The organism is Acidipropionibacterium jensenii (assembly GCF_005890135.1).
GTDB lineage: Bacteria > Actinomycetota > Actinomycetes > Propionibacteriales > Propionibacteriaceae > Acidipropionibacterium > Acidipropionibacterium jensenii.
Genome location: NZ_CP040635.1, coordinates 2,002,211 through 2,023,808, shown reverse-complemented (window position 1 = coordinate 2,023,808; position 21,598 = coordinate 2,002,211). Strand labels below are relative to the sequence as shown.

Annotated in this window: 17 protein-coding genes and 1 pseudogene; 9 read left to right on the top strand and 9 right to left on the bottom strand. The window is 68.2% G+C overall.

Features of this window, described 5'->3' with window-relative positions; translation table 11 throughout:
* Window positions 1-11: 11 nt before the first annotated feature.
* Entirely contained in the window at window positions 12-203 is a 192-nt protein-coding gene (locus FEZ32_RS09020; RefSeq protein ID WP_338028417.1) for a hypothetical protein, read from the bottom strand.
* A 159-nt stretch (window positions 204-362) separates the two neighbouring features.
* On the opposite strand from FEZ32_RS09020, the gene FEZ32_RS09015 reads away from it, so the two are divergent.
* On the top strand, window positions 363-734 hold the full coding sequence (locus FEZ32_RS09015; RefSeq protein ID WP_028702263.1) for a YciI family protein: 372 nt from the start codon (window positions 363-365) through the stop codon (window positions 732-734).
* A 6-nt stretch (window positions 735-740) separates the two neighbouring features.
* On the opposite strand, the gene acuI is transcribed toward FEZ32_RS09015, so the two are convergent.
* Together acuI and FEZ32_RS09005 are read right to left on the bottom strand one after the other, a co-directional pair.
* Window positions 741-1,727 (bottom strand): acrylyl-CoA reductase (NADPH), encoded by a 987-nt coding sequence (acuI, locus tag FEZ32_RS09010; RefSeq protein ID WP_028702262.1) that lies wholly within the window; start codon window positions 1,725-1,727, stop codon window positions 741-743.
* Window positions 1,728-1,899: 172 nt separating this feature from the next.
* Window positions 1,900-2,436 carry an HAD domain-containing protein gene (locus tag FEZ32_RS09005; RefSeq protein ID WP_126412793.1) on the bottom strand — a complete coding sequence of 179 codons (537 nt, stop codon included), beginning with the start codon at window positions 2,434-2,436 and terminating at the stop codon, window positions 1,900-1,902.
* Between the two features lie 259 nt (window positions 2,437-2,695).
* On the opposite strand from FEZ32_RS09005, the gene FEZ32_RS09000 reads away from it, so the two are divergent.
* On the top strand, window positions 2,696-4,048 hold the full coding sequence (locus tag FEZ32_RS09000) for an Nramp family divalent metal transporter (RefSeq protein WP_244937839.1): 1,353 nt from the start codon (window positions 2,696-2,698) through the stop codon (window positions 4,046-4,048).
* Window positions 4,049-4,193: 145 nt separating this feature from the next.
* Here FEZ32_RS09000 and FEZ32_RS08995 read toward each other — a convergent pair whose 3' ends face one another.
* Window positions 4,194-4,952 (bottom strand): metal-dependent transcriptional regulator, encoded by a 759-nt coding sequence (locus FEZ32_RS08995; RefSeq protein ID WP_175415768.1) that lies wholly within the window; start codon window positions 4,950-4,952, stop codon window positions 4,194-4,196.
* 290 nt (window positions 4,953-5,242) lie between these two features.
* On the opposite strand from FEZ32_RS08995, the gene FEZ32_RS08990 reads away from it, so the two are divergent.
* The gene (locus tag FEZ32_RS08990; RefSeq protein WP_036980773.1) at window positions 5,243-6,625 is read left to right on the top strand and encodes an amino acid permease; all 1,383 of its coding nucleotides are present in this window, start codon (window positions 5,243-5,245) and stop codon (window positions 6,623-6,625) included.
* 82 nt (window positions 6,626-6,707) lie between these two features.
* On the opposite strand, the gene FEZ32_RS08985 is transcribed toward FEZ32_RS08990, so the two are convergent.
* Both FEZ32_RS08985 and FEZ32_RS08980 read right to left on the bottom strand, forming a co-directional pair.
* Window positions 6,708-7,220 carry a nitroreductase family protein gene (locus FEZ32_RS08985; protein ID WP_028702259.1) on the bottom strand — a complete coding sequence of 171 codons (513 nt, stop codon included), beginning with the start codon at window positions 7,218-7,220 and terminating at the stop codon, window positions 6,708-6,710.
* A gap of 57 nt (window positions 7,221-7,277) precedes the next feature.
* Window positions 7,278-7,772, bottom strand: a complete 495-nt coding sequence (locus FEZ32_RS08980) for a VOC family protein (protein ID WP_051238087.1) — start codon at window positions 7,770-7,772, stop codon at window positions 7,278-7,280.
* A 64-nt stretch (window positions 7,773-7,836) separates the two neighbouring features.
* Here FEZ32_RS08980 and FEZ32_RS08975 point away from each other — a divergent pair, with 64 nt between their 5' ends.
* The 6 genes and pseudogenes from FEZ32_RS08975 to FEZ32_RS08950 form a co-directional block, all read left to right on the top strand.
* Entirely contained in the window at window positions 7,837-10,182 is a 2,346-nt protein-coding gene (locus FEZ32_RS08975; protein WP_138680445.1) for an ATP-binding cassette domain-containing protein, read from the top strand.
* Between the two features lie 129 nt (window positions 10,183-10,311).
* Entirely contained in the window at window positions 10,312-12,258 is a 1,947-nt protein-coding gene (locus FEZ32_RS08970; protein ID WP_138680444.1) for an APC family permease, read from the top strand.
* Window positions 12,259-12,354: 96 nt separating this feature from the next.
* Window positions 12,355-12,786 carry a VOC family protein gene (locus FEZ32_RS08965; RefSeq protein WP_028702257.1) on the top strand — a complete coding sequence of 144 codons (432 nt, stop codon included), beginning with the start codon at window positions 12,355-12,357 and terminating at the stop codon, window positions 12,784-12,786.
* Window positions 12,787-13,137: 351 nt separating this feature from the next.
* Window positions 13,138-13,425: a transposase gene (locus FEZ32_RS08960; protein ID WP_028703815.1), complete on the top strand. Its 288-nt coding sequence runs from the start codon at window positions 13,138-13,140 to the stop codon at window positions 13,423-13,425.
* Window positions 13,416-14,306, top strand: a complete 891-nt coding sequence (locus FEZ32_RS08955; protein ID WP_138680443.1) for an IS3 family transposase — start codon at window positions 13,416-13,418, stop codon at window positions 14,304-14,306. Before FEZ32_RS08960 ends, FEZ32_RS08955 begins: the two co-directional genes overlap by 10 nt.
* 42 nt (window positions 14,307-14,348) lie before the next feature.
* A pseudogene (locus FEZ32_RS08950) lies at window positions 14,349-15,149 on the top strand (ISL3 family transposase); the annotation flags it as partial.
* 375 nt (window positions 15,150-15,524) lie between these two features.
* Here the strand turns inward: FEZ32_RS08950 and FEZ32_RS08945 are convergent.
* From FEZ32_RS08945 to FEZ32_RS08935, 3 genes are read right to left on the bottom strand one after another with little or no spacing between them, the layout of a single operon-like run.
* Complete coding sequence (locus FEZ32_RS08945) at window positions 15,525-18,968, bottom strand: error-prone DNA polymerase (protein ID WP_138680442.1); 3,444 nt, start codon at window positions 18,966-18,968, stop codon at window positions 15,525-15,527.
* 23 nt (window positions 18,969-18,991) lie between these two features.
* Window positions 18,992-20,674 carry a DNA polymerase Y family protein gene (locus tag FEZ32_RS08940; RefSeq protein WP_244937838.1) on the bottom strand — a complete coding sequence of 561 codons (1,683 nt, stop codon included), beginning with the start codon at window positions 20,672-20,674 and terminating at the stop codon, window positions 18,992-18,994.
* Window positions 20,671-21,363, bottom strand: coding sequence for a hypothetical protein (locus tag FEZ32_RS08935; RefSeq protein WP_244937837.1), 693 nt, complete (start codon window positions 21,361-21,363; stop codon window positions 20,671-20,673). The genes FEZ32_RS08940 and FEZ32_RS08935 overlap by 4 nt, the downstream gene beginning before the upstream one ends.
* Window positions 21,364-21,598 lie beyond the last annotated feature (235 nt).

Below are 21,598 nucleotides of genomic sequence, written 5' to 3'. Positions count from 1 at the left end.
CCGGACCGGATCTACTTCTTGAACAGGTCCCAGACGCTGAACGTCGTGCGCCGGTAGACGGCATTCCTCGCCGCCCGCTTCGGATCCTTGATCCAGCCCATCCCCTTCTTCCCGTAGCCGGGAATGATGGCCCGTTTGACCGCCCGGGTGGCTCGACCCGTGGTCCGTGCCCTCAACGACTTGGTGAGTGAGAGGGTACGCATACCGATCTTCATCGTTGATCACCTCTTCCGTTTCGAAGCCTAGCGGCGAGGGGTCACAGGTCTCCCCACCGATCCCCGCCCGCCGGGCTCGAGGCTGAGCCCGCGCCGTCCTACACTCCCTCGAACCCGGCCGACGGCCGGCCCGTCGATGGAGACCCCATGCCCCGCTATCTGCTGTCCGTCCACCACAGCGCCGATGTCTACAACGGCACGAGGAAGTACCTGGCCTACGACTCGGAGGAGGAGATGAACCAGGCCTTCGCAGACACCGGGGCCTTCAACGACCGGCTGGCGGCCAGCGGCGCACTGGTCTTCGTCGGGGGCCTCGAGCCTCCCGAGACCGCCCGGACGGTGGACGGGCGGGCCGGCGGCACCAGGGTGGCCGAGGGTCCCTTCGCGCCGTCCAACGAGTACATCGGCGGGTTCTGGGTGGTGGAGACCCCCGACATCCAGACCGCGGTGGACCTGGCGGCACAGGCCTCGAAGGCCTGCCGCTCCGCCGTGGAGGTGCGGCCCTTCGCCGGCCAGTGAGTCCGCTCAGAACCGGTTGACGTCGACCACGACGCGGCCGCGCACCGTGCCGTCCAGCAGCCGGCTGGAGGCCTCGATGGCCTCGTCCAGACCGATCTGGTGGGCGATCTCGCCCAGTGTGGCGAGATCCAGATCGGTGCCGAGCCGTCGCCAGGCCTCCATCCGCTCCTGCCGGGGACACATCACACTGTCGATTCCGGCAAGGGTCACTCCCCGCAGGATGAAGGGTGCGACGGTGGCGGGCAGATCCATGCCCCCCGCCAGACCGCAGGCCGCCACGATCCCCCGGCGTCGGGTGCCGGCGCACAGGTTCGCCAGCGTGTGGCTGCCAACCACGTCGACCGCCGCCGCCCAGCGCTCCTTGGCCAGCGGTTTCCCTGGGCCGGCGAACTCGGCGCGGTCCAGGATCTCCGAGGCCCCCAGCGCGGTGACGTAGTCGCTCTCCCGGGGACGCCCGGTGATCGCGACCACCCGGTAGCCCAGGCTGGACAGCAGGGCGATCGCCACCCCGCCCACCCCTCCCGAGGCGCCGGTGACCGCGATATCACCGTCCCCGGGAGTCACCCCGTGCCGCTGGATCGCCATCACGCACAGCATGGCGGTGTAACCGGCGGTCCCGATGGCCATCGCCTGCTCCGGGGTGAACCGGGCGGGAAGAGGCACCAGCCAGTCTCCGTCGACCCGCGCCCTCTGGGCCAGCCCTCCCCAGTGCCGCTCTCCCATCCCCCAGCCGTTGACCAGCACCCGGTCCCCGGTCCGGTAGTCGGGATGGGTGCTGTCCTCCACCACCCCGGCCAGATCGGCACCGGGAATCATCGGGAAGACCCGTGCGATCTTCCCCCTCCCTGTGATGGCCAGGGCGTCCTTGTAGTTCAGACCCGAGAAGTCGATCCGCACCGTGACATCGCCCGCGGGCAGCCGCTGCTCGTCGATGTCCTGAAGGCTCGTGCGATATCCGGCCTCGTCGTTCTCGATGAGCAGGCCCTTGAACATGGTGTCTCTCTCCTCGTTGCAGAGTCCGGCATCCCTCACCGGACGCCGTCTGTGCTCCGAACAGCTCCGAACAGCTCCGAACGGCGCGGACGGCGTCGGGGGCCGGAGCCGACTCTCACACTACCGAGGCCGCACCATCTGCCAACGACCTGGAGTGGTGAGGGCCCCGGGGTCAGCGGGCCGAACCGACCAGGTCCGCGAGGCGGTCCACATCCGAGGGACGCAATCCGATTCGCGGCTCCGGGGATTGGGCGTGGACGAACCCGGTCCGATCGGCCCAGGCCCGGGCGTCGTCCTGAATCGCCAGGTCGTCGTCGAACCAGATCGCCATCGACGGCCGGGTGGTGCGCACGTGCCGCCTGATGCTGGCGAACTTCTGCCACTGACCGGCCGAACTCATCCCCACAGCCGGCAGCCAGGTCCACTCGCGGGCGTCCCGCAGTCCGACATGGGCCCCGAACCAGCCGGCCTGCGACTCCCAGGTGGTGAGCCAGTAGGGAGTCACCTCGGGATCCTCCAGAACCGTGTTGAGCCGCTCGATCATGTCGGGAGAGTAGGTGACCATCATCGACTGGCTCCGGTAGGACCCCCACAGGTCCTGGTCGTCGGGAGAGTCCGGTCGCGGATCGCGGCCGTAGAGATTGAGCACCCCGTCGATGTCGAAGTAGATGTTGATTGCCTGCCCGGCCCTCCTTCTGCCCAGCACCATGGTCGCCTCCTCGCTTCCGGTGCCGATCCTTGCCCACCCATTGTCGCCCATCCCCGCCCCGACGTCCCCTGCCCCTCCCGGAGGGGATCGGATCGGCCCAGCGGGGACTCTCCGGCCCGTCTGGAGGCCGCCGGCACCAGGCATTGTTTGGAGTATCAAACAATTTTTCTTTAGATAACGAAAAGTATGATACTGATATCCGGAAAGGTAGTTCCGGGGAGGACGGCCCATGATCGGCAGAACAGGATCGGCACCAGTCTTGGAGAAGCCACGACGGATCATCCGACCGTCCGATGACATCTCACTGGGAGAGATCAACGCATCGGTGCCGGTACCCCCGGCCGGGGCAGGGTTCGCCAAGACCCTGGCCAGTTATCTCGGACCCGGCGCCCTGGTCGCCGTCGGCTACATGGATCCCGGCAACTGGGTGACGTCGATCGGCGGCGGAGCCCAGTACGGCTACGTCCTGCTGTCAGTGGTCCTGCTGTCCAGCCTGGTCGCGATGCTGCTGCAGTGCATGTCGGCGAAACTGGGCGTCGTCACCGGAATGGACCTGGCCCAGGCGACCCGCGCCCACACCGGGCGCAAACTCGGCTTCGCGCTGTGGATCGTCACCGAGCTGGCGATCATGGCCACCGACATCGCCGAGGTGATCGGCGCCGCGATCGCCCTCCACCTGCTCTTCGGAATCCCGCTGACGATCGGCGTCATCGTCACCGTCCTCGACGTCTTCCTGCTGCTTCTGCTGCTGAAGGTGGGGATGCGCAAGATCGAGGCCCTGGTGGTGGTCCTCATCGCGACCATCATGGTGATCTTCGTCTACCAGGTGATCCTCGCCCGTCCCGACATCCCGCAGATCCTCACCGGCTTCCTCCCCTCCCCCTCGCTGACCCACAGCGGTCAGCTCACCATGGCGCTGGGCATCGTGGGAGCCACCGTGATGCCGCACAACCTGTACCTCCACTCCGCGATCGTCCAGTCGCGCAGCTACGATCGGACCTCGCTGGAGTCCAAGCGACAGGCGGTTCGCTTCACCACCATCGACTCCAACCTGCAGCTGTCGGTCGCCTTCGTCATCAACACCCTGCTGCTCCTGCTCGGCGCGGCGATGTTCTACGGCAGGGGATCCGACCTGGGCACCCTCGGCTCGGTCTTCGACGCCCTCAAGGACTCCAAGATCGCCGGAGCAGTCGCCAGCCCGGTGCTCAGCATCCTCTTCGCGGTCGCCCTGCTGGCCTCGGGCCAGAACTCCACGATCACCGGCACCCTCACCGGGCAGGTGGTGATGGAGGGATTCATCAAGATGCGCATCCCGCTGTGGCTGCGCCGGGTCGTCACCCGTGTGATCGCCATCATCCCGGTCGTGATCTGCACCATCATCTTCGGCGGCGAGGAGGCGGCGCTGGACAACCTGCTGGTGTACTCCCAGGTCTTCCTGTGCATCGCCCTGCCGATCTCGATGGTCCCGCTGGTCTGGTTCACCTCGTCGAAGAAGATCATGGGCGAGTTCGCCAACCGCAAGTGGGCCGTCATCCTCGGCTGGCTGGCGACCGCGGTGCTCACCGTCCTCAACATCCAGCTCATCTGGCAGACCCTGTCGGGCCTGTTCTGAGGTTCCGCGGCAGTCCCTCCGGGCCGGCCCGGCTGAGACTTGTGCGGGTCGACTGAGGCTGTGCAGGCCGGCCGAGACTGTGCGGGTCGACTGAAGACTGTCCGGACACGACCTGCGGGGCGGTCAGCACAGGTCGGGCCGCGGATCAGCCGCGCCCCCGGGGGCCGTCGATCGGATCGGTGAGAACCTCCTCGGCGGCCGGCTCCCCCAGCACCACCGGCGCTCCCCCGTCGATCCGGATCCGGACGTCGCGGGTGAAGGGCGGCGGCACGAGAATCTCCACCCGGGTTCCCGGCCCCAGTCCCAGGACCGAGAAGTACCTCAGCAGTTCGGCGTCGTCACTGCGGATCCGACTCACCACCGCGGTCGCCCCCGGCTCCAGTTTCACGATCGAGGTGCCCCGCGACAGGGCCGGGAGCCGGCCCGAGGAGTCGGGGATCGGGTCCCCGTGAGGATCCCGGGAGGGGTGCCCGAGCTTCTCGTCGATGCGCTCGATGAGCTTGTCGGAGGCCACATGCTCCAGGACGTCCGCCTCCTCGTGGACCTCATCCCAGGTGTAGTCGAGGCTGCTCACCAGGAAGGTCTCCAGGAGACGATGGCGGCGCACCACCTGGACCGCGATCTGCTCACCGGCGGGGGTGAGCGCCACCGCACCGTAGCGGTGGTGCTCGACGAAGCCGTCCTCGGCCATCCGGCGCACCGCGTCGGAGACCGTGGAGGTGTGCAGTCCGGCATGTTGGGCCAGCAACGAGTTGGTGACCCGGAGCCCCTGCTCCATCTCCAGACCCCACAGCACCTTCAGCAACTGCTCCCGGGCGGGGGTGACCGCCCCGGCCGGAGGTGTGCCGGGGCCCTCGGAGGAGTCCGGATCCCGGGGACGGGGGTGGGAAGGCTGAGTCGTCACGTCCTCGACGGTATCCGCCCCGTCACCGGTCCACCACACGAGAAGTGCCGTCCCGCCGACATTCCCAGCATGTGGACCCCGGTCGACCTCACCGCGCCCAGAGCGAACACTGGCCCCATGTGTGGAGCAACAGGGCATGGACGCCCGGGGTACGGACGATCGACAAACAGCGCGGACCGTCGGTCCTCGGGAGTGGTGATCGGTCAGTGAGCAGCCCCCAGACCACCACCCACAACGCGGACGCCGGACAGTCAGGATCACCCGAGCGGGACAGCTCCCACCCGGACCACCTGCGCCGCAACCTGTCCAACCGCCACATCCAGCTCATCGCCATCGGCGGTGCCATCGGGACCGGCCTGTTCATGGGATCGGGCAAGACGATCCACACCGCCGGTCCCAGCATCGTGGTGGCCTACCTGGTCATCGGCATCATGTTGTTCTTCGTGATGCGGGCGATGGGCGAGGTGCTGCTGTTCAACCTCAGGTACAAGAGCTTCCAGGACTTCGCGGCCGACCTGCTCGGCCCCTGGGCCGGGTTCTTCCTCGGCTGGACCTACTGGCTGTGCTGGATCGCCACCGGGATGGCCGACCTCATCGGGGTCACCAGCTACTGGGACTACTGGGTCCACTCCAAGGGCGCGGCCGTCGCCCTGGCGGTGGGCACCCTGCTCCTCCTGCTGGGTCTGAATCTGCTCACCGTCAAACTCTTCGGGGAGCTGGAGTTCTGGTTCGCCATCATCAAGGTGATCGCCATCTCGGTGCTCATCGTCGCCGCCATCGTGCTCGTGGTGATCCACTACCAGTCGCCGGCCGGCCACCGTGCGGCCGTCTCCAACCTGTGGACCCACGGCGGGTTCATGCCTGCGGGCTGGACCGGACTGTTCGCCGGATTCCAGATCGCCGTCTTCGCCTTTGTCGGCATCGAGCTGGTGGGTACCACCGCCGCCGAGACCAAGGATCCGGTCAAGACCCTGCCCAGGGCCATCAACGCGGTCCCGATCCGGGTTCTGCTGTTCTACGTGCTGGCTCTGCTGGGAATCATGTCGGTGACGCCCTGGGACCAGGTGCACGCCGACTCCTCCCCCTTCGTCCAGATGTTCGGACTGATCGGCTTCGGGGCGGCCGCCACCGTGATGAACTTCGTCGTGCTCACCTCGGCGGCCTCCGGAGCCAACTCGGGCATCTACTCCAACTCGCGGATGCTCTTCGGGCTGGCCCACAAGGGCATGGCCCCGGCGCGGTTCGGCCGGCTGAGCCGGTCCGGGGTGCCCACCTGGGGTCTGATCTTCACCGTCGTCCTGGTGGGCTGCTCGGTGCTGCTGACTCTCTCCCAGTCGATCATGGAGGCCTTCACCCTGGTGACGACGGTGGCCTCGGTGCTGTTCATCTTCGTGTGGAGCATGATCCTCATCAGCTACCTGCGCTACCGGAAGCTCCATCCCCAGGCGCACCGGACGTCGGTCTACCCGATGCCCGGAGGACGGGTGATGTGCTGGGTGGTGCTGGCCTTCTTCGCCTTCGTGCTGGTGCTTCTCACCCAGCAGCCCGACACCCTCGAGGCCCTCGAGATGACGCCGTTGTGGTTCATCCTCCTGGGGGTGTGCTGGCTGGTGGTGCGCCGCCGCACCCGGGTCGACGACTCCGGCACCGAGGCGGTGCCCCCGCAGCGCTGACCCGCTCCCGAACCGGCGTCGGCCGGGCACGGCACCCGGGACTGCGTCCCGGAGCCGGGCCCCGGTTCAGTCGAGCACCGGCTCAGTCGGTGGGCCAGACCAGTTCGGAGAGATCCGCGCGCTGGCGGCCCGCCGGCTCCAGGCCGGCGGCGGGCCGGCCGATCGCCGTCATGGTGAACGCCGTCCACGGCGCCGTGATGCCGAACTCCTGGCTCAGCCCCCGGTGGTCGAAGCTGATGAACTGTCGGGCGTGCACACCCAGCGCCTCGGCCTGCAGGCACATGTCGGCCACCGCGTTGCCCAGGTCGTAGTGGGCGACCTCCAGGTGGTCCTCCCCGGACCGGCAGATGTTGACCACCAGGGCGCTGGCGTCCAGGGCCCAGTCGGAGTGGCCGACGACGAACCGGTCGACACGCGCCCGCACCGGATCGCCGCGCAGACCCATGATGAACCGCCAGGGCTGGAGATTCATCGCCGAGGGCGCCCAGCGCGCGGCCTCCAGCAGCAGGTCGGCCTCCTGCGAGGAGAGGGTGTGGTCCGGGTCGTAGCCGCGCGGGCTCCAACGGTTGCGCAGCAGCGGTGTGATGTCGGTCATGGCCGTCCAATATATGAACCCTCTGCGGACCACTCCCCACCGCCCCCGGCGCTCACCTCACCCGTGCTCGTCCATCTGCTCGCCGTGCTCGTCCTCGTGCCCGCCGTGCATGGACCGGGTGGCCCTCAGATCCTCGCTGAGCATCACGATGATCCCGCTGGGACCCCTCAGATAGGTCAGCCGGTAGAGGTCCCGATAGGTCGCCACTCCCCGCAGCGGGTGGCAGCCATGACGGGCGGCGATCTCCACAGACCGGTCGATATCGTCGACCAGGAGTGCGACGCGGTGCATGCCGATCTCCTGAGGACGGGTCGGCTGGGTCTCGATCGCCTCCGGATGGATGTACTCGAACAGTTCGATGCGACCCTGGCCGTCCGGTGTCTGGAGCATCGCGATCCTGGCGTGATTGCCATCCAGTCCGACGGCGGTGTCGGCCCACTCGCCGCTGACCGTGTCCCGGCCAAGCACCGACAGGCCCAGGTCGGTGAAGAACGCGACAGCCTCATCGATGTCGCGCACGGCGATGCCGACGTTCTCCAGTCTGGTGGTCATGGCGCGCACGGTATCAGCGCTCGCGTCACAGTCTGTGAGATTGCTCACAGCTAGGCTGTCCGCCATGTCTGCTGACGCCCACGACCTCATCCGGATCCAGGGGGCCCGCGAGAACAACCTGCGCGACCTCACCCTGGACATCCCCAAACGTCGGCTCACAGTGTTCACCGGGGTCTCCGGGTCGGGCAAGAGCTCACTGGTCTTCGACACCATCGCCGCCGAGTCGCAGCGCCTCATCAACGAGACCTACACCGCCTTCCTCCAGGGGATGATGCCCAGCCAGTCGCGCCCAGAGGTCGACCGGCTCCAGGGACTCACCACCGCCATCACCGTCGACCAGAGCCGGCTGGGCGCCAACCCTCGCTCCACCGTCGGCACCGTCACCGACGTCGACGCCATGCTGCGGGTGCTGTTCAGCCGCCTCGCCGAGCCTCACATCGGCGGCCCCAAGGCCTTCTCCTTCAACGTCGCCTCGGTCAGCGGGGCCGGCGCCCTCACCGTCCAGACCGGCGACCGGAAGGGACTCAAGCAGCGCAAGGAGTTCCACGTCACCGGCGGCATGTGCCCGCGCTGCGAGGGCCGCGGATCGGTCTCCGACATCGATCTCAGCCAGCTCTACGACGACTCCCGATCGTTGGACCAGGGAGCCCTCACCATTCCCGGATACAAGCCCGGGAGCTGGAATGTGCGGTTCTTCACCGAGTCCGGATTTCTCGACCCGGACAAGCCCATCGCCGACTACAGCCGGCGCGAGCTCAACGACTTCCTCTACAAGGAGCCCACCAAGGTCAAGTTCCAGGGGATCAACATGACCTACGAGGGTCTGATCCCCCGGATTCGACGGTCCATGCTGGCCAAGTCCCCCGAGGCCATGCAGCCCCACATCCGGGCCTTCGTCGACCGGGCGGTGGCCTTCGCGCGCTGTCCCGAGTGCCAGGGCACCCGGCTGTCGGAGGGGGCGCGCAGCGCCACCATCGGCGGCCGGTCGATCGCCGACCTGTCCGCCATCCAGGTCAGCGACCTGGCCGAGTGGGTGCGCTGCCTGGACGAACCCTCCGCCGCCCCGCTGCTGGACTCCCTGGCCGAGGCCCTCGACGCCTTCTCCGCCATCGGTCTGGACTACCTGTCGCTCAACCGGCCCTCGGGCACCCTGTCGGGCGGTGAGGCCCAGCGGGTCAAGATGATCCGCCACCTCGGATCGGCCCTCACCGACGTCACCTACGTCTTCGACGAACCCACCGCCGGCCTCCACCCGGCCGACATCGACCGGCTCAACGGCCTGCTCACCCAGTTGCGCGACAAGTCGAACACGGTGCTGGTGGTCGAGCACAAGCCCGAGACCATCGCCATCGCCGACCACATCGTCGACCTCGGCCCGGGAGCCGGGCCCGAGGGCGGCACGATCTGCTACCAGGGGGACGTCGAGGGCCTGCGCACCTGCGGCACCCTCACCGGTCGCCACCTGTCCACCCCCGTCGCCCTCAAGGAGTCGGTGCGCACGGCCACCGGGACCATCCCCGTCCGCCATGCGAACCTGCACAACCTGCGCGACGTCTCGGTGGACATCCCGCTCGGGGTGCTGTGCGCGGTGACCGGGGTCGCCGGGTCCGGGAAGAGCTCCCTGATCGGCGGCTGCCTGCCGACCGGTGCCGGGGCGATCACCATCGACCAGACCCCCATCAAGGGATCGCGGCGCAGCAACCCCGCCACCTACACCGGCCTCCTCGACCCGATCCGCAAGGCCTTCGCCACCGCCAACGGCGTCAAACCCGCACTGTTCAGCTCCAACTCGCAGGGAGCCTGCCCGACCTGCAACGGCAACGGCGTCGTCTACACCGAGTTCGGTTTCATGCAGACCACCTCCGCCGTCTGCGAGGACTGCGGCGGCAAGCGCTACCAGCCGGGCGTCCTGGAGTACCGACTGGCCGGACGCGACATCAGCCAGGTCCTCGACATGACCGTCGAACAGGCCCACGAGTTCTTCAGCTCCCCGGACTCCACCGTCCGCCAGGCCGACCGGATCCTGTCGAGGATGAGGGACGTCGGACTGAACTACCTCACCATCGGCCAGCCGCTGAGCACCCTGTCGGGAGGGGAGCTGCAACGGCTCAAACTGGCCATCCAGATGGCCCAGGACGGCGGCCTGTACGTCCTCGACGAACCGACCAGCGGACTGCACCCGGCCGATATCGACATCCTGCTGAGACTGCTCGACCAGCTGGTAGACGCCGGCCGCTCGGTGATCGTCATCGAGCACCACCTCACCGTCATCGCCCATGCGGACTGGGTGATCGACCTGGGGCCCGGGGCGGGCCACAACGGCGGGCTCATCGACTTCACCGGGACTCCGCGCGAGCTGGCCGCCGGCGACACCGTCACCGGGCAATACCTGGCCCGCCGGCTCGGCTGATCCTCGGCGCTCACGGGGCCCGGATGTCCGGGATATGACCCCCGCGTCTCATCGCCGAACCGGCCGAGGATAGCCTTTTGACCTTGGGCCGATCACGACTGGTCGGCCTCAGGACGGGAGGACGAGCGAATGTCGCTGCTGGTCAGAAAAGGGTTGCACCAGGTCGAGGAGGATCTCGGCGACCCGGAACGCAGCCTCAAACGTGAACTCGGGGCGATGGACATCGCCGTGATGGGTGTCGCGGTCGCGGTGGGCGCCGGGATCTTCTCGGTCGGAGCCCAGGCCGCCGCCCTCTACGCCGGCCCCTCGGTGATCATCTCCTTCGTGGTGGCCGCCCTCATCTGCGGCCTCGCCGTGATGAACTACGCCGAGTTCGCCTCATCGGTGCCGGTCTCCGGCTCCGCCTACACCTTCTCCTACCTGTCGCTGGGAGAGCTGCTCGCCTGGGTGATCGGCTGGGACCTCATCCTTGAGATGCTGATGGCCGCCTCGGTCATCTCGAAGTACTGGGGCATCTACCTGTCCAACGTCTTCGAGTTCCTCCACATCAACATCGCCACCGAGTTCACCATCGGCTCGGTCGCCGTCTCCTGGCCGCCGGCGGTGATCGTCGCCTTCTTCACCGTCCTGCTGGTGCTGGGCACCAAACTCACCTCTCGCGTCAACGGGATCCTCACCGCCATCAAGATCGGCGTGACCCTGTTCATCATCGTGGCCGGCGCCTTCTACGTGAAGGCCTCCAACTTCACCCCCTTCTTCCCGCCCTCCGAGCCCATCAGCAACGGATCGGCCACCGGGGTGCTGGGCCAGAGCCTGTTCTCCTTCCTCTCCGGAGCCGAACCCACCCGCTACGGCGCCTACGGGCTGATGGGTGCCGCCGCTCTGGTCTTCTTCGCCTTCATCGGCTTCGACATCGTCGCCACCACCGCCGAGGAGGCCAAGGACCCGCAGAAGACCCTGCCGCGCGGCATCTTCGGCGGACTGGCGCTGGTCTCGGCGCTCTACATCGCGGTGACCATCGTCGTCACCGGGATGGTCTCCTACAAGAAGATGGCCACCCAGAAAGACGTCTCCCTGGCCACCGCATTCAAGCTCGTGGGGGCCGACTGGGTCGGCACCTTCATCACCATCGGAATCCTCATCGGGTTGACCACCGTCATCATGGTGCTGCTGCTGGGACTCACCCGCGTCGTGTTCTCGATGAGCCGCGACGGTCTGCTGCCGCGCCGGGTCTCGCGCACCTCCGACCGCGGCACCCCCGCCCTGCTGCAGATCATCTGCGGCATCGTGGTCGCGGTCGTCGCCGCCCTGGCCGATGTCGACCAGCTCTCCGAGATGATCAACATCGGCACCCTGAGCGCCTTCGTCCTGGTGAGCTTCTCCATCCCGGTGCAGCGCAAGCGGTTCCCCGACCTCAAGCGGGGTTTCACCGTCCCCTTCTCCCCCGTGCTGCCGATCATCTCCGGGGTGCTGTGCCTGTGGCTGATGTCCAATCTGGCCGTGGAGACCTGGTTGCGATTCGTCGTGTGGCTGCTGCTCGGCTTCGTCATCTACTTCGGCTACTCCTACCTGCACTCCCGGGTGCGGCTGGAGGGTCACCAGGAGAATGTGCTCTCCCAGTTCGGTGAGGGAATGCTCGCCGGCAATGCCGCCGCCCCCGACGACACCGGTTCGATCGTGGTCCCCGCGACTCCGGACATGACGATGCTCAACGACGACGCCGAGCCGATCCGCCACCACCGGGTGGCCCTGGTCCTCACCGCTCTGGCGGCCATCGCGGTGCTCGCCGAGGTGGTCCTCACGGTGACCGGCGCGGTGGACGTCACGACGATGTCGACCGGCCTGGTGTGGCTGTGGATGCTGACCCCGGTGCCCGGCATCGTCGTCTCCCACCTGGCGCTGTCGAGGGCCGAGGCCACCGAGCAGTCCTGGGACACCGTCCCCCGCGAGAAGCTGCCCACCTGGGCCACGCTGGGGGCGGCGATCCGCCAGCCCCTCACCCTGCTGTCGATCGGCTACGGACTCACCACGGTGGCCATGGTGGTCGCCATCGTCCATCTGGTCGAGGTGCTCTGAACCCCTGGGCCATGTGACCTCGGGGCTGTCTGAACTCGGGGCTGATAGCGTCACCGCCTGTCAGCGCCGTCATCGGGAGCCTCGAGGAGACCACACATGTCCCACAGCTTCACCCCCTACATCAGCTTCCCCGGGAATGCCGACGCGGCCTTCCACCACTACCAGGAGGTCTTCGGCGGAGAGCTGGAGATCGGCCACTACGGCGACTTCCCCACCGACGGGTTCCCCTTCACCCCTCCCGCCGACGCCGTCTCCCACGCCCAGCTCCACGGCGGCCTGGTGACCCTCGCCGGCGGCGATGCCATCGCCGAGGACGGCCAGCCCCTGGCCCCGCTGGAGTCGCAGGTCTACTCCTTCCTCATCGGCCTGGACACCGTGCCAGAGGCCGAGCGACTCATCGCGACGCTGACCGCCGCCGGCGCCACTGTCACGATGCCCTTCGCGGTGGCCCCTTGGGGAGACCACTACGGTCAGGTCACCGATCGTTTCGGGGTGCTGTGGGCCCTGGTGGTGCCCGGCGCCCACTGAGCCCGATCCACCACTCGGGGTGCCGAGTGACGGGGCGGATGGCCCGCCATGTACAAGGCGGTGGTGCAGCTCAGCGCGTGGTAGGAGTCGGCCATGCCGACCTGAACTGCAGGTCCGGCTCGGCAGGCCGATCGCGACCTCGTCGCAGGTCGCGGTAGGCGTCCAGTCTGCCGGCCAGATGTTCCCAGCGGGCGGCCACTGGGGTCGGCGATGACCGTGAATCTGATACGCAACGTCCTTGCCCTGGCACGTGTCGGCACAGAACACGGGCCCAGTAAGCATCTGGACTGAGTGAAGCTTCCCGGACTTCTGAGGAAAGTCATAGTTTCGAAAATCGGGTAGGATCACATCATGTCAGGATCGAAGTACAGTCCGGAGTTCAAGAACCAGGTCGTTCTTGAAGTCGTGGACAAGCATCGCACCATCAAAGCCGTAGCAGAATCATACAATCTTGTCGCTCAGACTGTCGGTGTATGGGTCAAGGAGTATCGCAAGAAGAATCCGGACCCGGAAACCGAGAACCTCACCAGTGCCGAGTCGGCCGAACTCGAACGGTTGAGGAAGGATCTCCGTGAGGCCCGGATGGAGAACGAGTTCCTAAAAAAAGCGGCAGCCTTCTTCGCGAAGGAATCACAGTAGCTGTCCGCTACACGTACATCTTCTCGCAAGAAGGCAACTACCCCGTTCGGCTCATGTGCCGATGCCTCACCGTGTCTCCCTCGGGATATTATGACTGGCGAGCCAGGCCCATTTCTGCGACCGCACGTCGACGCCGTGACCTCGCTTCCAAGATTCGTTTCTATTTTGCTGACTCGGACGGTACCTACGGCTACCGGCGGATCGCAGCCGAGCTCGCCCGGGCCGGTGAGGCGGTGCACCCGGACACGGTCCGCTCCATCATGCGGGCCGAGGGGCTGGTGGCCGCACAGCCCCGCCTGGCGGTCCGCACCACGATCCCGGCCGACGACGCCGACGGGCGCCCAGACCTGGTGGAACGAGACTTCACCGCGGCGCAGCCGGGATACAAATGGGTCGGTGACATCACCTATATTCGCACCCTGGAAGGATTCTGCTATCTGGCGACGGTACTGGACTGCTGCACGAAGAGGGCCGTGGGTTACGCGATCGATGATCACATGAGGACCGGATTGATCTGCAGGGCCATCGACATGGCCGTCAGGAATTGTGAGTATGTGAGAGGGGCGACCATTTTCCATTCGGATCATGGGTCGCAGTACATGTCGAAGGAATTCACCGAGCTGCTCGAGTCCTATGATATCAGACTGTCCGTGGGGAGGACGGGACTGTGCTGGGATAATGCGTGGGCGGAGTCGTTCAATGCGACGTTGAAGAACGAGAGGGTGCACCGGGTGATCTATCGGACCAGAGATGATGCGGTCCGGGATATTGTGCGGTGGATCGAGCTCAGGTACAATCAGAAACGTCTTCACTCGTCGTTGGGGTATCGGACCCCTAATGAGATTGAGGCGGAGTACAGGGAATCACGTCAGGTGGCCTGAAACCAAGTGTTTGGGCGTGTCCGAGAAACGGCAAGCAGTCCACACATCTGGAGGCACACCCGGCGCGGTGACACGTACGTCACGGTGATCATCGATCTCACCCCGGTCCGTGACGGCACCGGCCCTGCGCGGCTGTTCGATATGGTCGAGGGCCGCTCCAAGCAGGTGTTCAAGACCTGGCTGGCCGATCGCGACCAGGCGTGGCGTGACGGTGTGGAGGTGGTGTCGATGGACGGGTTCACGGGCTTCAAGACCGCCGCCGAGGAACTGCCGACCGCGACCGAGGTGATGGATCCCTTCCACGTCACGCGGCTGGCCGGCGATGCCCTTGCTGAGTGTCGGCGCCGGGTCCAGCAGGCCATCGGCGGACACCGCGGCCGCAAGAGCGATCCGCTGTACGCCGCACGCAGGACGCTGTGCACCGTCGCTGACCTGCTCACCGAGAAACAGACCAACCGGCTCACCGCGCTCTTCAACGACGACGCCCACGTCGAGGTCGAGGCCATCTGGGGCATCTACCAGACGATGATCGCCGCCTACCGTCACCCTGACCGCCGACATGGCCGGGAGCTGATGGCCAGCCTGATCGAGTCGGTCAGCACCGGCGTGCCGAAGGCACTCGCCGAGGTCATCACGCTCGGCCGGACACTGACCAAGCGGGCCACCGACGTGCTGGCCCACTTCGACCGGCCCGGCACATCCAACGGGCCCACCCAGGCCATCAACGGCCGACTCGAACACCTACGCGGCTCAGCCCTGGACTTCCGGAACCTGACCAACTATGTCGCGAGATCCCTACTCGAGGCCGGCGGCTTCAGACCCCGACTACACCCCGGATCCTGAAGAGCCAGTTTGCTAAGCATCCTTCGCCACCATGACCTGTGGCCTCCTAGGACGACGTTGTGACCGTGATCACGGTCGATCTGACCACGGTCACTGCACTGCTCAGGAAAAGTCACGTCGACTACGGGAATCGCGTCGTTAACGGGCTCCTCGGATCTGCGGTGAGGGTGAGCGGGACACGCCGATGAATGGGTGGTCGGTGAGCTGAGCGGTCGAGGTCCTCTGGATCAGGAGTGACCACACGTCTGTACCGACGAGGACCTCGACCGGTGTCTTGAGCCTACGAGTTGTGCCGCGCCCTGCCACCATGGCGGCTACTGCATCGATTGTGACCTGTTGGTCGGCCTGCCGATCACGACCGAGTGGTCCGGCCCCTCAGCGGAAGTTTCGGGAGGAGACCACCACCGCCATCTGCAACCGCTCCAGGCGGTCGGCGTAGAGGTTCATCACCCCCTCGTCGCCGCGCTCCAGGATCCCCCTGATCACCATCCCCGAGCAGGTCAAGGCGACCTGCCGGTACCGCTTCCACGCCCCGGCGGTCACGATGACGTTGAGCAGACCGGTCTCGTCCTCGAGATTGATGAAGGTGATCCCGCCGGCGGTGGCCGGGCGCTGCCGATGGGTGACCACCCCTGCCACCTCGATCCGGCGGCCCGCCTCGACCCGGTCCAAGGTGTCGATCGGCAGCACTCCGCGCTCGGCCATCGCCGCGCGCAGATGGCGCATCGGATGATCCTCGGCGCTGATCCCGGTGGCCCGAAGATCGTGACCCAGTAGTTCCACCGGGGTCGGTTCGGGCAGCAGCGGGGGCTGGCTGCACACCTCGATGTCCAGCTGGCCCGGTGCCACCCCGGCCAGCTGGCCCGACTGCCACAGCGCCCCTCGCCGCGACCCGACCAGACGGTCGAAGGCCCCGGCCAGGGACAGCGCCTCCACCTGGTCGGGCTCCAGCCCCACCCGACGGACCAGATCGGCGAGACTGGTGAAGGGCTCGCGCTCCCGTTCTGCGACGATCTGCTCGGTGACCTCCACCGGGATCGCCGAGACGTCGGCCAGTCCCAGCCGCACCGCCAGTCCCCCGTCCCGGCGGTGGGAGGCGCAGTCGTCGGGGGAGGCGGCGTCGAACTCGCCGATCTGCTCCTGGGTGTGGTCCAGCAGGCAGTCGGACCGACCCCGGCCGGGATTCTCGTGGTTCTCGGAAACCTCGGGGTTCTCGCGTCCGTCGCGACGTGCCGGTTCCAGCCCGGCGTGCACCCCCGAGGCCAGCAGATCGGGGCCGAGCACCCTGACGCCATGCCTGCGGGCGTCGGCCACCAGGGTGGCCGACGAGTAGAACCCCATCGGCTGGGAGCGCAGCAGCCCGGCCAGGTAGGCCGCCGGGTAGTGCAGCTTCAACCACGAGGAGGCATAGACCAGCACCGCGAAACTCAGCGAGTGGGACTCCGCGAAACCGAAGTTGGCGAAGGACTCGATCCGGTTGTAGATCTCCTGTGCGACGTCGTCGGAGATGCCATTAGCCGCCATCCCGGCGAACAGCTTGGCGCGCAGCGAGTCGATCTTCTCGACCCCGCGTTTGGAGCCCATCGCGCGGCGCAGCAGGTCGGCGTCGGCGGCGGTGCAGTTGCCCACCGTGGTGGCCATCTGCATGAGCTGCTCCTGGAACAGCGGGATCCCCAGGGTGCGTCTCAGCACCGGCTCCAGCATCGGGTGCGGGTAGCTCACCGGGTCCACCCCGGTGCGCCGCCGGATGTAGGGGTGCACCGCACCTCCCTGGATCGGGCCGGGCCGAATCAGTCCGATCTCCACCGCCAGGTCGTAGAAGCAGCGCGGCTTGAGCCGTGGCAGGGTGCCGATCTGGGCGCGGCTCTCCACCTGGAAGACGCCGATGGTGTCGGCCCGGCACAGCATGTCGTAGACCCCCGGTTCATTGCGCGGGATCGACTGCATCGTCCAGCGCTCCCCGCAGTGCTCGGCAGCCAGGTCGAAGGTGTGCTGGAGGGCGGCGAGCATTCCCAGTCCGAGCAGGTCGAACTTCACCAGCCCCATCCACGCGCAGTCCTCCTTGTCCCACTGCAGCACGGTGCGGTTCGCCATCCGGGCCGGCTCGATCGGGCACACCTCGCCCACCGAGTGCCGGGTGAGCACCATTCCGGCCGAGTGGATCCCCAGATGACGGGGGAATCCGAGCACCTGTCCGGCCAGATCCCGGACCCGCTCGGGGATCCTGTCAGCCCCCTCCTGGTCCTCGCCGATCCGCGATCCCCAGCGCTCCACCTGCCGTGACCAGGCATCCTGCTGACCCTGGGAGTAACCCAGCACCTTGGCCATGTCGCGGATCGCGTTCTTGGGCCGGTAGCTGATGACATTGGCCACCTGGGCGGCGTAGTGGCGGCCGTACCTGCCGTAGACGTACTGGATCACCGACTCGCGGCGCCGGGCGTCGAAGTCGACGTCGATGTCGGGCTCCTCCTCCCGCAGCGCCGAGAGGAACCGCTCGAAGGGAAGCCGGTAGAAGACCGGGTCGACGACGGTGATCCCCAGCACGTAGCAGACCGCCGAGGCCGCCGCCGAGCCGCGCCCCTGGCACAGGATGTCGTGGTGACGGGCGAACTCGACGATGTCGTGGACGATGAGGAAGTAGCCGGCGAAGTCCTTGGACTCGATGACCTCCAGCTCCTCGTCGAGACGCCGTCGGGCGACCGGGTCGTCACCGTAGAACCGTGCGCAGCCGAGATCGGCCAGATGGCGCAGCCAGCTCATCGGGGTGTGGCCCTGCGGCACCTTCTGCTCGGGCATCTCGGGGCGGCTGGCGCGCAGCGAGAACCGGGTCTGCTCGGCGATCTCCACGCTGCGCTCCACGGCACCGGGGTAGCGGGCGAACAGCCGGGCCATCTCGGAGCCGGAGCGCATCCGGGCGACCGGGCCGGCCGGCAGCCAGCCGTCCATCTCGTCGAGGGTGCGTCGGGCGCGCACCGCCGCCAGGGCGCAGGACAGCTCGAACTGTCCGGGATCGGCGTAGTGGACGTCATTGGTCGCCACCACCGGCAGCTCGCGGGCGGCGGCCAGCGCGGCCAGCGCATCATTGTCGTGGGAGTCGCAGGGACGCCGGTGGTCGGTGAGCTCCACGACGACGTTGCGGTGGCCGAACAGCCGGACCAGCCGGTCCAGTTCCCTCCCGGCCAGATCGGGGCCGCCGCGGGCCAGGCCCTGCCGCACCGCCCCCTTGCGACACCCGCTGAGGATGATCCAGTGGCCGTCGGCCTGATCGGCCAGCCGGTCCAGGTCGTAGACGGGCCGGCCCTTCTCGGCATCCTCGTCGAGATAGGCCTCGGTCATCGCCCCCGACAGCCGGCGGTATCCCTCGGTCCCCCGGGCCAGGACCAGAAGATGGCTGCCCACCGGGTCGGCCACCCCGTTCTGGGGGGCCGGCAGACCGATCGACAGTTCCGAGCCGATACTGGTGGCCAGCCCGCAGGCCTCGGCCGCCTCGGCCATCCGGACCACCCCGTAGACCCCGTCGTGGTCGGTCAGTGCCAGTCCGGACAGGCCGAGCTCGACCGCCCTGCGGACCAGATCCTCGGGGCTGGAGGCACCGTCCAGGAAGCTGTAGTAGGAGTGGCAGTGCAGCTCGGCGTAGGGCACCACCGGACCCTCGGGAGGTGTCGCCCTGCCGGAGAAGGGTGCCCGCCGCCTGCCGATGGGGGCGTCCTCCGGGCCGCCGCGCATCCGGTCCGTGCCGTGGCCCTCCGTCTCAGGGGCCTTGCCGCGGATCCGTCGCTCCATCTCCGACCAGGAGATAGGCGGGTTGTCATAGGGCATGGCGCACCCCGCTCGCAGCGCACTCAGTCATAGCGGGCCTCCAGCCACCATGTCGAGGAGGCCGCGACCAGCACCCAGGCCTCCTGGTCCTCGGTGACGAACTGGTATCGGTCGAGGGACACCGCCCGATCGGTCCACCAGTGCTCCCGCACCGGCCAGGGCCCGGCCCAGGCGATCACCCTGACCCGGCGTCCGCCCGGGACGATGAGCCAACCCGGTTCGGCGTCCAGACCGCCCGGAGGATCCTCACCGGCCGATCCCCCGGCATCCTCGAGCGGGTGCACCGACTGTCCGCCGAGAGTCTGGACGCGCACCGGCCGCGGCTCGGAGTAGATGACACCGGGGGCCGGCCCGGTCAGACGTCCCGGCCAGGGCTGATCCCCGCCGGTCCGGGCACCGTCGGGCACCGAGCCGAACGGGGTCAGACGACGTCTCTCGGTGAGCAGCCGTCCCCCGGCGACACTGGGCACCAGCACCGCACGCGGCCCGAGCCGGGCCTGCAACCGGGTGAGGATCTGGACCAGGTGCTCGGCCGGCCGGGCACCGAACAACCCCTCGGCGTGATCGGCCAGGGGCCGGCAGGTGGGGATCAGCTGCACCGCCTGGACGCCGGTGGAGTACTCGCAGACCACCTCCTCGGCGGTGTCGGCCCGCGGCCGGTCCAGCTCGGCCAACTGCCACCGGACCCGGCAGACCAGGTCGTCGGAGCCGAACTGCCAGGGATGCCGCCAGGTGCGTTCGCACACCCCCGCGGTGGAACGGATCAGGATCCGCACCGTGTCGCAGATCAGTCCACGGCTCCCGATCTCGCCGATCAGCCTCTCGAGGGTCGGCCGCACCGCCTGCTCCAGCTGCTCGACGGAGGCCACCGGATCCTCGAAGGCGATCTCGACGGTGTCGTCATGGTCGCTGCGATGCGGGACCAGCGGGCGGGGATCCTGACCCAGGGCGTACTGGTGGGCGAGCCTGCCGGCCCTCCCGAACCGGGTGGCCGCCTGCTCGCGGCTGAGGGTGGTGACCAGGCCCATCGTGCGCAGCCCCAGGGTGCGCAGCGAGACGACCAGATCCATGCCGCCGTCGGTGCAGCAGTCATCCATCGACCCGACCAGGGCACCGACCTCCAGATCGGCCAGGAACTCCCGGGACCGGCCCGCCGGCACGATCCTGATCGGGTCGGACTCCCCGATCGGTACCGGCTGCCCGGTCGGGGTCCGGGTTCCCCGGTGGACCGCGGCGACACCCAGGGCCGCCTGCTCTGCGGCGAACATGCCATCGGCCACCCCCACCGTGGCATCCGACCACCCCTCCTGCCCGAGCACCTGCCACAGCCGCTCGGCGGCGGCCCGCTCCCCGCCGTAGAAGCGGGCCGGGCCACCGACCGGGACCACCGCCGTGCCGGGGCGCAGCACGTGGACCGCCGGGGCGACCTGCTCCTCGATCCGGGCCACCACCGGTGCGAAGCCCTCCTCCTCCACCCGCGGGTCGTGGACGACGACCCGGGCCCGGGGACAGCGCAGCTGGGCGGCGCGCACCCGAAGGCCGGGCAGGACCCCGTCCTCGGCGGCCCGTCGGCAGCAGGTGAGCACCCTGCCCTTCTCAGCGACGATCAGCGGGTCGCTGTGCTCGGTGTGCATCTGGACGGCCCTGATCGGCCAGTCCGGCACCCGGACCAGCATCACTCGCGGGGACTGCGCGTCACTGCTCACCGGCCCGCTCCTCCCGAGTCGTCGGAGGACTCCCCGGCTGCCGTGACACCCTCGGCACCCCGGATCAGGGTGACCGTGCGATGACTGTGATGGCGGGTCACGGTGATCTCCAGACGCTGGGACTCCAGGGCCCCGTACCCCCGTCCGAGTCCCTGCCAGCCGAGAGTCCGCACATCGATCCGGGCATGGGCGTGGGGCCATCGGCCGAGCACCACCAGGCTGGAGCCCCGTGACCGCAGCCGGGCGACCAGCCGCTGGGCGGCCGCCGGGGCGATCGACGCCGGAGCCGCCGCGAGGACGACGTCCAACCCTTCGATGAGGGTGGCGACGGTCTCCAACCACGACCCGGGATCGGGGACGAGCACCATCCGCGACAGCTCGACCCCCCACTCGCGGGCGGCCTCCACCCCCAGCTCGGGCAACCCGACCACCGCGCACCAGCCCTCGACCAGCAGTCCCAGGCCGACCTGGGCCGACCCGTTGAGGGAGTAGATCTCCGGCATCAGACCGCTGGGCAGCACCGGGCGCAGCCCCGGATGAACCGCTCGGCCCGGACGCACCGACAGATCGTCGGCCGACCATCCGCCGTGCCCGGAACCGGCTCCCCGACCGACGCCGCGACTCACCGGCAGGCGCGCCAGGGCGGCGGCCATCGCCTCACCCGACCCTGACCGGTTCTCGCTGCTCATGGTCTCCACGGTGCCAGCGACCACTGACAGTTTTTCTGAGGCCGGGGGGCAACCCCCTGGCAACCCCCGACAGGCCGGGGGCAACTCCCTGCCAACTCCCACCACCGCGACGGCCCGGTTTTCCGGAAGCTGCCATGATGGGGCCATGAGCAGAGAGTCCCGATCCCCCCGGCAGCCGCGCCGACGTCCCTCCCCCCGGTTGCGGACGGCACTGCTGGCAGGACGAGTAGCGGCT